Source organism: Leptotrichia sp. oral taxon 847 (assembly GCF_001553645.1).
In the GTDB taxonomy this organism is placed as follows: domain Bacteria; phylum Fusobacteriota; class Fusobacteriia; order Fusobacteriales; family Leptotrichiaceae; genus Leptotrichia.
In genome coordinates this window covers 205182-219269 of the sequence record NZ_CP014231.1, presented here as the reverse complement: position 1 = coordinate 219269, position 14088 = coordinate 205182, and the positions used below count along the sequence as shown (strand labels likewise).

18 protein-coding genes are annotated in these 14088 nt (G+C 30.8%); 12 read left to right on the top strand and 6 right to left on the bottom strand.

Translation table 11 applies throughout. From position 1 onward, the window contains the following. The first annotated feature begins 37 nt into the window (after positions 1–37). The 9 genes from miaA (at position 38) to AXF11_RS00970 (ending at position 6888) form a co-directional block, all read left to right on the top strand. Positions 38–955, top strand: a complete 918-nt coding sequence (miaA, locus tag AXF11_RS01010; protein ID WP_068158104.1) for a tRNA (adenosine(37)-N6)-dimethylallyltransferase MiaA — start codon at positions 38–40, stop codon at positions 953–955. Between the two features lie 55 nt (positions 956–1010). Continuing rightward, on the top strand, positions 1011–1460 hold the full coding sequence (locus AXF11_RS01005; protein ID WP_068154099.1) for a PTS sugar transporter subunit IIA: 450 nt from the start codon (positions 1011–1013) through the stop codon (positions 1458–1460). Positions 1461–1684: 224 nt separating this feature from the next. After that, a complete protein-coding gene (locus AXF11_RS01000) occupies positions 1685–2074 on the top strand; it encodes an adhesion protein FadA (protein ID WP_068154098.1) in 390 nt (129 codons plus the stop codon). A 24-nt stretch (positions 2075–2098) separates the two neighbouring features. Next, entirely contained in the window at positions 2099–2488 is a 390-nt protein-coding gene (locus tag AXF11_RS00995; protein ID WP_068158102.1) for a hypothetical protein, read from the top strand. Between the two features lie 46 nt (positions 2489–2534). Then, positions 2535–2918, top strand: coding sequence for an FAD-I family protein (locus AXF11_RS00990; protein ID WP_068154097.1), 384 nt, complete (start codon positions 2535–2537; stop codon positions 2916–2918). 44 nt (positions 2919–2962) lie between these two features. Further along, positions 2963–3181 (top strand): hypothetical protein, encoded by a 219-nt coding sequence (locus tag AXF11_RS00985; RefSeq protein ID WP_068154096.1) that lies wholly within the window; start codon positions 2963–2965, stop codon positions 3179–3181. Next, positions 3133–3702, top strand: coding sequence for an OmpA family protein (locus tag AXF11_RS00980; RefSeq protein ID WP_068154095.1), 570 nt, complete (start codon positions 3133–3135; stop codon positions 3700–3702). The genes AXF11_RS00985 and AXF11_RS00980 overlap by 49 nt, the downstream gene beginning before the upstream one ends. A gap of 133 nt (positions 3703–3835) precedes the next feature. Then, the gene (locus AXF11_RS00975) at positions 3836–6508 is read left to right on the top strand and encodes a cation-translocating P-type ATPase (protein ID WP_068154094.1); all 2673 of its coding nucleotides are present in this window, start codon (positions 3836–3838) and stop codon (positions 6506–6508) included. A 92-nt stretch (positions 6509–6600) separates the two neighbouring features. Continuing rightward, positions 6601–6888, top strand: coding sequence for an HU family DNA-binding protein (locus tag AXF11_RS00970; protein WP_068154093.1), 288 nt, complete (start codon positions 6601–6603; stop codon positions 6886–6888). A gap of 107 nt (positions 6889–6995) precedes the next feature. Here AXF11_RS00970 and AXF11_RS00965 read toward each other — a convergent pair whose 3' ends face one another. Together AXF11_RS00965 and AXF11_RS00960 are read right to left on the bottom strand one after the other, a co-directional pair. Continuing rightward, positions 6996–7541, bottom strand: coding sequence for a hypothetical protein (locus AXF11_RS00965; protein WP_068154092.1), 546 nt, complete (start codon positions 7539–7541; stop codon positions 6996–6998). Further along, positions 7538–8308, bottom strand: a complete 771-nt coding sequence (locus AXF11_RS00960) for a lipopolysaccharide biosynthesis protein (RefSeq protein WP_068154091.1) — start codon at positions 8306–8308, stop codon at positions 7538–7540. The genes AXF11_RS00965 and AXF11_RS00960 overlap by 4 nt, the downstream gene beginning before the upstream one ends. Positions 8309–8508: 200 nt before the next feature. Here AXF11_RS00960 and AXF11_RS00955 point away from each other — a divergent pair, with 200 nt between their 5' ends. From AXF11_RS00955 to AXF11_RS00945, 3 genes are all read left to right on the top strand, one after another. Further along, positions 8509–8694 (top strand): type II toxin-antitoxin system HicA family toxin, encoded by a 186-nt coding sequence (locus AXF11_RS00955; RefSeq protein WP_231724720.1) that lies wholly within the window; start codon positions 8509–8511, stop codon positions 8692–8694. A 37-nt stretch (positions 8695–8731) separates the two neighbouring features. Continuing rightward, complete coding sequence (locus AXF11_RS00950; protein ID WP_068154089.1) at positions 8732–9172, top strand: type II toxin-antitoxin system HicB family antitoxin; 441 nt, start codon at positions 8732–8734, stop codon at positions 9170–9172. Positions 9173–9302: 130 nt separating this feature from the next. Continuing rightward, a complete protein-coding gene (locus tag AXF11_RS00945; protein WP_068154088.1) occupies positions 9303–9971 on the top strand; it encodes a type 1 glutamine amidotransferase in 669 nt (222 codons plus the stop codon). A 121-nt stretch (positions 9972–10092) separates the two neighbouring features. Here the strand turns inward: AXF11_RS00945 and AXF11_RS00940 are convergent, their stop codons facing one another. From AXF11_RS00940 to AXF11_RS00925, 4 genes are all read right to left on the bottom strand, one after another. After that, a complete protein-coding gene (locus AXF11_RS00940; RefSeq protein ID WP_068154087.1) occupies positions 10093–10878 on the bottom strand; it encodes an ABC transporter ATP-binding protein in 786 nt (261 codons plus the stop codon). 3 nt (positions 10879–10881) lie between these two features. Beyond that, the gene (locus AXF11_RS00935) at positions 10882–12018 is read right to left on the bottom strand and encodes an ABC transporter permease (RefSeq protein WP_068154086.1); all 1137 of its coding nucleotides are present in this window, start codon (positions 12016–12018) and stop codon (positions 10882–10884) included. A 37-nt stretch (positions 12019–12055) separates the two neighbouring features. After that, positions 12056–13027, bottom strand: a complete 972-nt coding sequence (locus tag AXF11_RS00930) for an ABC transporter substrate-binding protein (RefSeq protein ID WP_068154085.1) — start codon at positions 13025–13027, stop codon at positions 12056–12058. Between the two features lie 79 nt (positions 13028–13106). Then, the gene (locus AXF11_RS00925) at positions 13107–14075 is read right to left on the bottom strand and encodes an ABC transporter substrate-binding protein (RefSeq protein WP_068154084.1); all 969 of its coding nucleotides are present in this window, start codon (positions 14073–14075) and stop codon (positions 13107–13109) included. Positions 14076–14088: the final 13 nt, after the last annotated feature.

The following is a 14088-nucleotide window of genomic DNA, read 5'->3' as shown; positions in this document are numbered from 1 at the left end:
AATAAAAGGAAAGGAACAAAAAATTGAGGTGGAAAAAATCTTAAAAGGAATTGTAATAGCGGGGCCTACCGGAGTTGGAAAGACAGATCTGTCAATAAAACTGGCAAAAAAAATAAATGGTGAAATTATTTCTGCAGATGCGTCTCAAATTTACAAAGAGTTAAATATTGGGACAGCTAAAATATCTCCAGAGGAAATGCAGGGAGTAAAACATTATATGATTGATGTTGTAAATCCTTGCAGCGATTATTCTGTCGGGGATTTTGAAAAAGAAGTCAATAAAATTTTAATCCAACAAGAAAATAATTTGGAATCTAAAAATAAAAATATTATGCTCGTCGGTGGAACAGGACTTTATATAAAATCAATAACCGATGGATTTGCAGATCTGCCGTCAAAAGATGAAAAAATTAGAGAAAAACTTTCCAGTAAATCTTTGAAAGAATTACAGGAAATTTTAAAAATTTTGGACCAAAAATCTTACGATGAAATTGATTTGTCTAATAGATTAAGACTTGTTAGAGCAATAGAGGTCTGTTACTTAACTAATGGAAAATTTAGTGATCTAAGGTTAAAAAATATAAAAAATAATAATTATAAATTTTTAAAGTTTTTTTTAATTAGAAATCGTGATGAATTGTATCAAAGAATAAATAGACGAGTGGAAATTATGTTTGAAAATGGACTTGTCGATGAAGCAAAAAAAGTATATAATAAATATAGAAAAAATCTTTATAAAATATCTTCGATAGGTTACAAGGAATTATTTTTGTATTTTGAAAACAAGATAACTTTTGATTGCGCCATAGAATTAATAAAAAAAAATAGCAGAAATTATGCAAAGCGGCAACTGACCTGGTTCAGAAAAGAAAAGGACTACATAGTTTACAATCTTTCTGAAATGTCTGAAAAAGAAATTATAGAAGATATTTTAAAAAGGTGGGAAAATTTTTAATAAAATAAATTTAGAAGAGAGGAGAAAAGGCTTGTAATACAGTCTTAAAATAAAAATGAAAATAGTGGAATATTTATCAGAAAATAGAGTGAAATTGGATCTAAAAGGAAAAAATAAAGAGGAAGTTATAAGAGAAATGGCACAAGTTTTTGTAAAAGATGGAATTTTGAGCAGTGATGATGTCGATGAATTTATAACTTCAATCTATGAAAGAGAAAAATTATCTTCGACAGGAATGCAGGATGGTCTTGCAATTCCACATACAAGAACAGCTTTAATAAAAAAAATGTCTTTGGCACTTGGAGTTTCTAAAAATGGAGTGGATTTTGACAGTATGGATGGAGAACCGTCAAAATTAATTTTTATGATAGCAGCTCCTGAAGATGCAAAAGGTGAACATTTAGATTTGCTTGCAGAAATTTCAAAGCTTAGTTTTGAAGAAGAAATTTTAGAAAAAATAGAAACTGCAAAAACAGCTAAAGAGGTTTTAAATCTATTAAATTAACAAAATAAATTATTAGTTTTTAATTAAAAAACACAAAAAATGCTTAAAAAGCCTGTAAAAAAAGGAAATTATAAATCTTAAAAATATATTATAAAAATATTGTATTTTTTAAAAATATCTGGTATAATGATAATGAGTGGTGATAGTTGTGAATAGTTTGAGAAAATTTGTACTTTCAAGGTGAGTGAGAGTATTTATTTCAAATTAAAATAGGAGGAAATGGAATGAAAAAGATGGGATTCTTATTAATGGGAATAATGATAGTTTCGACGACAGCTTACTCTGCAGTGAACAAAAATAGCATAGAAAATAGTTTAAATTCTATCGAAAACCAGTATAACGAATTATTAAAGAAAGAAGCTGCACAAAAAGAATCTTATGAAAGACAAGTCGCACAATTGAAAGCCGAAGTAGAAGATCTGACACAAAAAAGGGATGCAAGAGAAAAGACTATAGAAAAGTTAAAAAAAGATTCTGAAGTTAGATGGCTTAGAGATAAATATAAAGCTGTTTTAAACGAATATGAAAAATACAGCAAAAATATTGAAAAAATGATAAATGCAAAAGAACAAAAAATTACTGAGTTAGAAACTCTTCTATCAGTTATGAATTAAAAAATGGAAGGAATGGTAGTGAAAATGAAATTAAATAGTAAATTATTATTATCCGCTATAGTATTGGCATCATCTGTGCCAATGTTTGGTAAAAGTGCACAAGCCATAATAAATGATGCAAGGAAAGATTACTATAATAGTTTAAAACCTAAAAAGGTTGACAAAACTTTAACAGTAATAGAAAATGCTGATGGAACTGTTGAAGAAGTGTACAAACCAAAAACTAGATTGGAAAAATTGGAGTACAATACAGCGAAAGCTAAAGATAGAGTGGATTTTTATCAAAGAGTGGTAAGAAGTGTTCAAAGAGAAGAAAATGAGTTAAAAGGATTTAATGAAGTTTTTGGTAAAAAGAAATCTTCTAAAAAAGTTACAAATAAAAATTCTGGTAGAAAAGTAAAAATTAATAAATAATTAAATAAAATAGATTTTTTTAATTTATTTTTAGAAAGGGAAAAAGATGAGTAAAAAAATAGGAATAATAGCAGTATTAATGCTTAGTCAATTTCCATTTGTTGCAATATCAAAAGAAACAAATACTGATGCTGCAGTTCAAAGATTAGTAAAAATTGCTAAGCAAAGAAAAGCTCAAGGTGTAACTTCTGAGCCAACTGTTACAAAAGATAGTACTTCTGCTGCAAATGTAAAAGTAAAAAAACCAAGAAGAGTAAGAGTAAATAGAAAAAATATGTCTGAAAGTGAAAAAATGGATTATGAAATAACAAGAATTAGTAAAAGAGTAGATGAAATTAATAATAACATCGAAAAATTTCATAAAACTAATGAATTGTTAGATAAAATGGAAGAAAGATTGGATTCAATCGAAGGTAAAATAACAGACTAAAAAATAAAAATATGTAGAATTACAGAAAGGGAAAGGATAAGAGTATGAAAAAATTAATATTATTAGCATTAGGATTAGGAGCTTTGTCATGTACAAACGCAAAATTGGTAGATTATAATACAGATAGATTGGACACTATTGAAGACTATTTAAAAGCTAACAAACCAAATCCAGGAAGCAAAGAATATAGATCTCTTGAAAAGGAGGCTGAATCATGGGCAGACCAACAACCAAAACAAGAACAAACATCAGATCAACAATAATTGCGGCCTTTGCAATTTTAATGATTTCAGCGCCAGTAATGGCTAGAAGATTAACTACAACTCAAATGAGAGAAAATACAATAAGAATCAATGCTTTGGAATTAGAAGATGCTAAAAAACAAGGTATTGTAGAAGAAGGTCCTCAAGTAATAACACTTAATTCTGGTAAGTTGAACTTTGACTTTGATAAATCTATAGTTAAAGAAAGATATTTTGAATTGTTAAGAAATATAAAAGAATATGCGGAAGCAAAGAACTTGAACTTAGTAATTATTGGACATACAGATTCTAAAGGTTCAGATGCTTACAATATGAAACTTGGTATGAGAAGAGCTATTGCTGTTAGAGAAAAATTAATTGAATTTGGTTTGGATCCAGCAAGAATTGTTGGAGTAGAATCAATGGGTGAAAGACAACCAATTGATACAAATGAAACTGAAGAAGGAAGATTCGAAAACAGAAGAATAGAAATTCAATTTCAAAATGCTGGACCAGTAATAAAACAAGACAATCAACAATAATTTTGTAATATACAATTGTCCTTTTTATATTAAAAGGGCAATTTTTTTATGACAAATTATAGAAATAAAATTGGTTTTAGTGTATAATAATTTTAGTTATAGAGATTTTAAGAAAGAAGAGGTATAGTGAAATATGTGGTTTACCAAGTCATCAAAAGATGTTTTGAAAGAGTTGAATGTTTCTGAAAAAACGGGTCTTTCGACGGAAGAAGTTAAAAGGAGGATGGAAAAATACGGACCGAATAAATTAAAAGGAAAGCCGAAAAAAAGTTTGTTACAGTTATTTTTGGCGCAGCTTCAGGATACACTTATTTATGTGTTAATTGGAGCAGCTGTTGTTAATATTATTGCGCACGGGAAAGACGGGATAGCTGATGCTTTGATAATTTTAGCGGTAGTGCTTATAAATGCGGTAGTTGGAGTTGTACAGGAATCTAAGGCGGAAAAGGCATTGGAAGCGTTACAGCAAATGACTACACCTAAAAGCTTGGTTAGAAGAGATGGTGAAGTGATTGAAGTAAGTTCGGAAGAGTTAGTGCCGGGAGATATTTTAGTAATTGATGCAGGAAGATTTATTCCAGCGGATGTCAGACTTATCGAAAGTGCCAATTTACAAATCGAAGAATCAGCGCTTACTGGAGAATCTGTCCCAAGTGAAAAAGATGCCAACTTTATTACCAATGATACAAAAATCCCTATTGGAGATAAGGAAAATATGGCATTTATGTCAACTATGGCAACTTATGGAAGAGGAGAAGGAGTTGTAGTTGCAACCGGAATGAATACAGAAATTGGAAAAATTGCGCAAATACTGGACGAAGATAACAATACATTGACCCCTCTTCAGATAAAGCTGGAAGAACTGGGAAAAATATTAGGTTACGGAGCGATGGCAATTTGTGGAATTATTTTTGTCATAGGATTGATTCAAGGAAGAGAAGCAGTTGAAATGCTTATGACTGCAATAAGTTTGGCTGTGGCGGCAATTCCTGAAGGACTTGTTGCAATTGTTGCAATTGTACTTTCACTTGGTGTAAAAACTATGTCAAGAAAAAATGCAATTGTAAGAAAATTACCTGCTGTTGAAACACTGGGAGCAGTAAATATTGTATGTTCTGATAAAACTGGAACACTTACTCAAAATAAGATGACGGTTGTAAAAACCTATACCTTAGATAATTTACGAGACATAACTAGTGAAAATGGACAAAAACCAAATGTTGATGAATCTGAGTTAATCCGCTCGTTTGTGCTTTGTTCAGATGCGTCAGTTGAAAATGGACAGGATATCGGAGATCCGACAGAAGTGGCGTTGATTGTCTTGGGAAATAAATTTAATTTGGAAAAAAATACATTGAATGCTAAATATAAAAGAGTTGGTGAAAATCCATTTGACTCGGATAGAAAACTTATGTCAACACTTAATGAAGAAGGAAAAAAATATAGAGTTCATACAAAAGGCGCAATAGATAATATTCTTTTAAGAGCAAATAAAATTCTTGTAAATGGAGAAATTTTGCCACTTACAGAAGAAGCAAAAAATAAAATATTGAAAGTTGCCGAAACGATGTCAGATGATGCGTTAAGGGTGCTTGGAGTGGCATTTAAAGATGTGGAAAGCGAGATTTCACCTGAAGAGATGGAAAAAGATTTGGTTGTAGTTGGAATCGTTGGAATGATAGATCCGCCTCGAACTGAAGTGAAAGCTTCCATTGAGGAAGCAAAAAAAGCTGGAATTACACCGATTATGATAACTGGGGATCACAAAAATACAGCAGTTGCGATTGCAAAAGAGCTTGGAATTGCGACAGATATTAGCCAAAGTTTAACTGGAGCTGAGATTGATGAGATTCCAGATGATAAATTTGCCAAAGAAGTGAATAAATATAGAGTGTTTGCAAGAGTTTCACCAGAGCACAAGGTTAAAATAGTAAAGGCGTTTAAGGAGCAAGGAAATATTGTGTCGATGACTGGAGATGGAGTGAATGATGCGCCGTCGCTAAAATTTGCCGATATAGGAGTGGCAATGGGAATTACTGGAACAGATGTTTCCAAAGGTGCCAGTGATATGATTTTGACTGATGATAATTTTACTACGATAATCCATGCGATTGAAGAAGGAAGAAATATTTTTAACAATATCAAAAAGACAATTATATTTTTACTTTCTTGTAATTTAGGAGAAGTTTTGTGCGTATTTATTGCGACATTATTTGGTTGGGCAATACCGCTAGTTGCGACTCAACTTTTATGGGTAAACTTAATAACTGACACGTTACCGGCAATTTCGCTTGGAATGGATCCAGGAGATAAGGAAGTTATGGAAAGAAAACCTAGAAAACCAAAAGAGAGTTTCTTTTCTGAAGGTGCTGGTACAAGGGCAATTATTGGAGGGGTATTAATTGGAGTACTGACACTTTTGGCGTTTTATTTGGGAATTATTCATAATGGAACTGTCCCAATTTCAGCTGTAAAAGAAAGTGATAAATCGGTGAGAGAAATTTTAACTTATGGGAGAACAATGGCATTTATCGTTCTTACATTTTCACAATTGTTTTATTCTCTGTCAATGAGAAACAATAAAAAAACTATTTTTGAAGTAGGATTTTTTGGAAATAAATTTTTAATTGGTTCAATTGTCATAGGAATAGTTTTACAAATTGGATTGACTTCGATTCCACAAATTGCAAAAATGTTTAAAGTAACTGCAATAGACCCAAGTCATTGGGGAATGGTAGTAGGATTATCACTAGTTCCATTTGTGGTAAATGAGGTTATAAAAGTTGTAACTAGAAGAGAAGAATGATTAAAAGATTCTTAAAAAACAGATTATCAAACTTGACAAATGCTGAAAATATGGTATCATAATAGTGGCAAAAAAAAATAGGAGGAGTGAAAATGTCAAAAAAAGAATTTGTCGAAGCATATGCTAAAGCAACCAAAGAAACTAAAAAAAGATCGGAAGAATTAGTAAATGCTTTTTTAGAAACAGTGCAGGAAATTTTAGAAAAAGGAGAATCGGTTCAGTTTGTTGGCTGGGGAGCATTTGAGATAAGAGAAAGAGCAGCAAAAGATGGAAGAAATCCAGCAACAGGCGAAAAAATACATATACCTGCCAAAAAAGTAGTGAAATTTAAAGTTGGAAAAAAATTGGCTGATGGAGTTGCCAAAGCTACAAAAAAATAATCTGTATTTTTTGAAAAGATTAAAAAAACTATCTTATAAATTTTAACTTAATTTGTAAGATAGTTTTTTGTATTTAGAAAAATTTTTTTGATTATAAGAATTTTCAATTATAATAAATATTTTTGTTTTAAGTAAATTAAAAGCGAAAAAATGATGACAAAAAGAAATGCTACTCTAAAAAATTTCTTTTCACTTTTTCTTTTTACAATAAAGGTGATTATTATTAAAATAAGGCTTGTAGTCAAATCAAGATAGTTTACTAATTTATAGACAGAAAATCCTGTCAAAAAAGTAATAAAAATTACCATAATCACTATTGTTTCACCTTCTGTTAATCCTTTTTCTATAATTGGAAATTGTAAAAGTGCCATACCTTTAAAACTTTTGGGAAACAAATCATACAATAAATGAATCGCAATTCCTAAACTTAGTCCAACTATTACAAAATCTGTTATATCGTATTTCATTTTATAAATTAGTGTAAGAATCTTGTTTTGATGTAATAAAAATAGAATAACGACTAATAGCGGGGAATGTGTCAGCATATTTCTGTGACTTAACTTTAGTTTTAAGTCGTAATCTGGAAATTTAAAACCTACATAATAAAAAAATGCTAAAATCAGTGTTGTTATTGTATGATAGTAAAAATTCATCTTTCTCCTTTTATTTTTAATTTATTTTTTTCTTTTATTTCTTTCCAATCAAGTGTATTTGAATACTCTTTAATAAATGCGGCAAAAATTCCTAAAAATAATCCAACAAAAAGTGATGCCGCCAAAACTAGTTTTTTGTTTAATGCCGGTTTTGTGGTTGAATTAATATATTTTATAACTGGACTTGTGTCATTTTTTAACAGACGGTAGTAAGAAAGTCTTGAAACCAAAGTATCAGTCAAAGGGTCCTTCGTCGTTCTTATATCAGTATTTTGAGAAATAAATTTATATTGTTCATCCAATAATTTTAATTGAGAATCCAAATAGTTATTTTTTTTGTCCGCTAAATAATCTTGTGCAAGTGTGTGATATTCTTTGGAAAAATTTTCTCCTTCAGATTTACTTTTTGTTGTAAATTTTACTTTTACCAGCGGATCGCCTGTTTCAGCTTGTGCAGTAAGTCTATTTGACATTTCCTTTAAAAATTTGTTTTCTGGTAAATTTAAGTTTTTTAGTGTTTTGGAATGACTTTTTATGTATGAGAAAAATTCAAACGAACTTAGTGAATACTGGGAATTTTCTCCTATTTCCGTCAAAACTTTGTCATTTCCATATAAGTTTATTTCCGTCTTAAAAGATTTGTTTAAAAATGCAAAAGCTGTCGCAAGTATCATTGTTATAATTGTAACTAGAGCAATTAAAGCTTTGTCTTTGTAAATAATTTTGATTATTGTGCTTAAATTAAATGTTTGATTTTCTGTATCCATTTTGATTTCCTTTCTAAAAATTATTTTTCTCAATTAAGATTTTACCAAAAAAACTGGGATATTACAACAAAAATTTTAAAAACAATATATTTAGGATTTTTTTTTTAAATAATGCCAGTAATTGTGAAAAATAATCGAAAAAAGTGTTGATTTTATGCGTATTTTGATGTATAATAAGTTAGAGGTGATTAGGAGTGCCTATGAATTCTAAAGAAATGATTCGATTTTTAAAGAGAAACGGTTTCGTCGAAATAAAGGGTGGAAAAGGTTCTCATAGAAGATTGAAAAATTTCGTAACCGGTAAGGTGACCGAAGTGCCTTGTCATAGTAAGGAATTAGGGAAAATACTTGAGAAAGTAATCCTAAAACAGGCAGGATTAAAATAATCCTGCGCCTTACTTTGAGAACAAAGGAGGTGTAAATATGTTTGTTATTTATCCAGCAATCTTTGTAAAAGAAAAAGAAGGATACAGTGTTTTATTCCCTGATTTTGGTGGAGCAACCTGTGGAGAAAATTTAGAAGATGCATATTATATGGCGACTGATTATTTGGGAATGAATTTATTAGATTATTACAAAGAAAATAAAAAGTTTCCTAAAGCAACAAGTCTGGAAAATGTAAATGTTAAGTTATATATAAAAGAGATATTTGAAAATGAGAAAGAAGTAGAGGAAACAGTAAAAAATTCTTTTAAATCATTAGTAGGTTTAGATTTTCAAAAATATTTGAAAGATGTAAATGTGAAATCAATTAGAAAGAATGTAACAATTCCTAGTTGGCTTAATGAAGCAGCAAAAAGAAGTAATATAAATTTTTCAAAAGTTTTACAGGAGGCACTGGAAAGAGAACTGGAAATAGACTAAAATAAATTTTTTCATAAAAATAATTAGAAGTGATAAAAATAGAATATTAAAAAATTTTTTTGAAAATTATTGATTTTTGAATCTGAATGTGCAATAATACAAGATATTAATTAATCTAGGAGGACAAAAAATGAGAATAAATGTTTTACAGCATACGCCAAATGAAAATATGGGCTCAATTGCTGATTGGGCACAGCGGAATGGACACGAAGTTTATACTTATCATCCATATTTTTACAACGGAGTTTTACCAAAAGCTGATGAAACTGATTTTCTTGTCGTTTTGGGAGGGCCTATGAGTCCAAATGATACAGACGAGTGGATTTTTCAGGAAAGAGTTTTGATTCGACAGCTTATGAAACAAAATAAACCTATTTTTGGAGCTTGTTTTGGAGCACAACAAATTTCACGTGCATTGGGGTATGTGGTTTCAAAATCGCCTGTAAAAGAAGTTGGATGGGACAAAGTATATTTGCAAAGTGATATAATTCCTGGAATTCCAAAGGAATTGACAGCGCTTCACTGGCACGAAGATATGTTTCAAATTCCAAAAGGTGCAACGCTTTTATTTTCAAGCGAACTTGTAAAAAATCAGGGATTTCTTTTAAATGGCAATATTTTGGGGCTTCAATTTCACTTTGAGCCGCAGGAAAACGATGTGAGAGAAATTGTAACAAATGACTTTGCTTATATTTGTGATACGCTTCAAGGACAGACTGCAAAAGAAATTATTGATTTTCCAATTCCAAAAGAAAATAAGGAAGTTATGTTCAAATTACTAGATTTTATCACAAAATAACCTTTATTTAAAATTTTGAAATTTACAGATTAAAAATTTGTAATTTTAATTTAAAAATTTTTTATAAAAAAAGTGGAAACTTATTTTTTATTTCCACTTTCGTTTTTTTTAAAGTATCTTTTTAAAACACGTCCTTATCCGACAATTTTGCGTCTTTTGTCTTAAACATTTCCAATAATTTTTCAACAGTCAACTTTTGTTTTTCAGCGCCTTTTATATCGAAAATAACTTCTCCTGCGTGAAGCATAATCAGTCTATTTCCATAGGTTATGGCGTCTTGCATATTGTGAGTTATCATAAGGCTTGTGATGTCGTTTTTTTCGATAATCTCCTTTGTCTTTTCCAAAATTTTATTGGAAGTCTCGGGGTCAAGCGCTGCTGTATGTTCATCTAGTAAAAGTATGTCTGGACGGTTTAGAGTTGCCATTATAAGTGATAGACACTGTCTTTGCCCACCAGATAGAAGTCCTACTTGAGTATGTAGCTGCTTTTCAAGACCTAAACCGATGTCAGCTAATTGTGCTTTGTAAAAATCAATGTTTTTTGTGTCCAGTCCGAATGTAAAATTAAATCTTTTACCTTTATTTTTCGCCATTGACAAATTTTCTAAAACGGTCATTGAAGGTGCTGTTCCCATTGTCGGGTTTTGATAAACTTGAGAAATCCATCTGGCTCTTTTGTGCTGTTCTACAGTTGTGATGTTTTGTCCATTTAGAATAATTTCTCCTGCGTCAGGTATCACTTGTCCGTTTAAAACATTAAGTAAAGTTGACTTTCCCGCACCATTACTTCCAATAACTGTTATAAAATCGCCGTCGTTTATTGTAAAATCTAGTCCTCTGAAAACTTTTTTTTCCGTTCCAAGTTCTGAGAAAAATGTTTTATGTAAGTTTTTTATCTCTATCATTTTTTATCTTCCACTTTCTTTTTTCAATTTTTTCTTACCTTTTTTGGATTTTTTCACAAATTCATTCCACAAAATTATCGTTAAAATTATTGCTGTAATAATTTTTACATCAGTTGGCTTGATTTCCAAAATCTGAATTAAGTTATCTGGCAATTTAATCGCTTGAAATAGTGATTTTGTCCAGGTATTTGACATAAGTGCCAAATTTATTATGAAGTAGTACATAAGTGAACCTATCGTAACGATTGAAATTTCATTTATGAGTTGCGATTTTTTTAATACTCCAAGTCCTAAAATTATTGCGGCAAGACCGATTACGATTGTCCCAACTCCAGATTGTAAATCCGCAACCTTTAAGTTTTGGGCAAAAAGTGCTCCAGATAGTGCGACAACTCCGTTTGAAATCATAAGTCCAAATATTTTTAATCTTTTCTGATTGACTCCCAAACTGATTACGAGCTGTTCATTATTTCCCAGCGCTCTTAACGCAAATCCAAATTTTGAAGTCAAAATGTAGTCAATTGTCATCTTTATGACAAAGGCGATTATGATAGTTAACATAAGTTTTACATCTTTTGTAAGTGCAACATAGACAATTAGTGCAATTGTTGAAACTATGTAAACTCCCATGCTCACAAACATATATTTATTGGCTTTTATCTTGTAGTCATAAAATCCTTTTAAAATTAGTAAAAATATTAATATGATTACAAATGGAATAAAGTTTTTTTCAAATGACACTATTTCGTAAATACTTCTTTCTGGTGAAATAAACACATTTGGCATTCCGACAATTCGGGAATTTATGCTGTAAAGTCCAGTCATTACAAGAATTCCCGCAAGAAGTCCATTGATTTTTAAATAGACGTGCAGTGCTCCTGTTATAAGTCCAGCTATCATTCCACCAATAACGGCTAAAATTAGTCCCATAACAGGACTTGTTATCCCAAAAAATCCTGTTGTGGAAAGGGAAAACGCCGCAAAGATAAATCCTCCAAGTGGAAAAGTTCCGTCCACCGACATATCTGGAAAATCCAGTATTTTATAAGTCAAATAGACTCCCATGACCATTATTGAATATATAAATCCTATCTTAAAAGCTTCAGGCAAGCTTTGTAAGAAAATTACCAACTCATTCATTTTTTACTCTCTTTCTTTTTGTATTAGTTTTTTTGTTTTATTTACCTACAATTTCGGCACCTTTAAATAGCGGATTATTTATATCGATTCCAAGTGCTTTTGCAGTTTTTTTATTGACATAAAGCTTTAATTGCTTTGAAGTTTCAAAAGGAACTTGCGAAACAGGTTTTCCGTTTAAAATGTCAACTGCCATTTGACCAGTTCTCTTACCTAATTCATAGTAGTCAATTCCCATTGTAAATAGAGCTCCTATTTCAACTGATGAGTTTTCAGAAACAACGACTATCTTTTTAGCATTTATCGCTTCTGATGTGATAAGCTGCATTCCTGAAACTACCAAGTTATCTGTTGGCAAATAAAGAGCGTCAACTTGTGTAAGTAAATTTTTTGTAGCTTGAGCCAATTCTCCAAAATTTGTAATACCTTGTAGCACAACTTCTAATTTTTTTTCTTTTGCTCTTTTTTGAATTTCAGCGATTTGAACAAGTGAATTTTGTTCAGATGGATTGTATAAAATTCCTATTTTTTTTACATTTGGATTTAATTTTAAAAGTAAGTCCAATTGCTGTGAAACGTTGTCAACTTTGTCGCTTGTCCCTGTTACATTTGAATTTAGAATTTTGGCAGAAGCGGGGTCTGTTACGGCAGAAAATAGTACCGGTATATCAGTTATGTTGTTTGCGAGTTGCTGTGCTGACGGAGTTGCAATTCCGAATACCAAGTCTTTTTTATCAGCTTTGTAATTGTTTGCAATTAACGTTGCAGTTGAAACTTCCCCATTTGCATTTTTTTCGTCAAAGTCAACATTTAGTCCAGCTTCTTTTATTGCATCCTCAAATCCTTTTTTTACTAAGTCAAGCGATGGATGAGTCATAAATTGAGTTACTCCAATTTTGAATTTAACTTTTTGTTGTGAACTATTTTGAGTTTTTCCATTGACAGTGTCATTTTTACTTCCACACGAAAGTGCAAAAATTAAACTTATAAGTACTAATAATATTTTTTTCATGTTTTTATTTTACCTTTCTTTTTTTGAAATTTTCTTTTTCTCTTTATTTAAATTTATTTAAATTAAAACTTCATTATTTTTATTTTACCATTTTTGCGCTATTTTTAATGTCTTGTGGCAAATTAATATTTAGTGCTGAAAGTGTTTTTTCGTTAATTACGATTTCACTTAATGGCATTTGTTTAAATTGAATTTCATTAGGTTTTTTACCATTTTTCAAAATTTCAATTGCCATTTTTCCAGCTTCTTTTCCAATTTCGTAATAACTTACTCCCTGAGTGATTAAAGCTCCTTTTTCCACGTGGGCAGCTTCCGCTCCAAATACTATTTTTTTAGCATTTGTAGCTTTTTCCGTAATTAAATTTGCGACTGAAGCAACTAAATTATCTGTTGGCAAATAGATTGCATCGGCTTCCCTTATCAGATTATCAACTGTTTGTGGAATCTCATTTGCCTGAGTTACACTTTTTTCAACAACTGTAAGTCCTAGTGTTGCCGCCGCTTTTTTTAAATCTTCCACTTGAACCTTTGAATTTGGTTCAGATGAATTGTAAATGACACCTACCGATTTTATTTTGTTGTCCAATCTTTTTAGTAATTTCATTTGTTCTGTTACATCCATTCTGTCACTTACACCCGTTACATTTTGTCTCAAAATCCCAGCTGATTTGGGATCTGTGATTGCTGCAAACACAATTGGTATGGAATTCGTCGATTGTACTGCGGTTTGTGCTGTACTTGTTGCTATTGCATAAATTAGGTCGACTTTTGAACTGGCAAAGTTATTTGCAATAAGATTTGCATTTGCAGTTTCCCCATTTGCATTTTTTTCATCAAAGTCTGCATCAATTCCAGCTTCTTTAAAAGCATCCTTAAATCCTTTTCTGGCGTTGTCCAGCGCTGGGTGCGACGCAATTTGTGTAATTCCTATCTTAAATCTTTTAGAATTACTTGATTCTTTGTCTGTTTTTTTCCCACTTTCCGATGAATTACCACATCCGATAACCATAAACGTCAAAATGGTAAACAGAATTAACAATTTTTTCATAAAAATTCCTCAC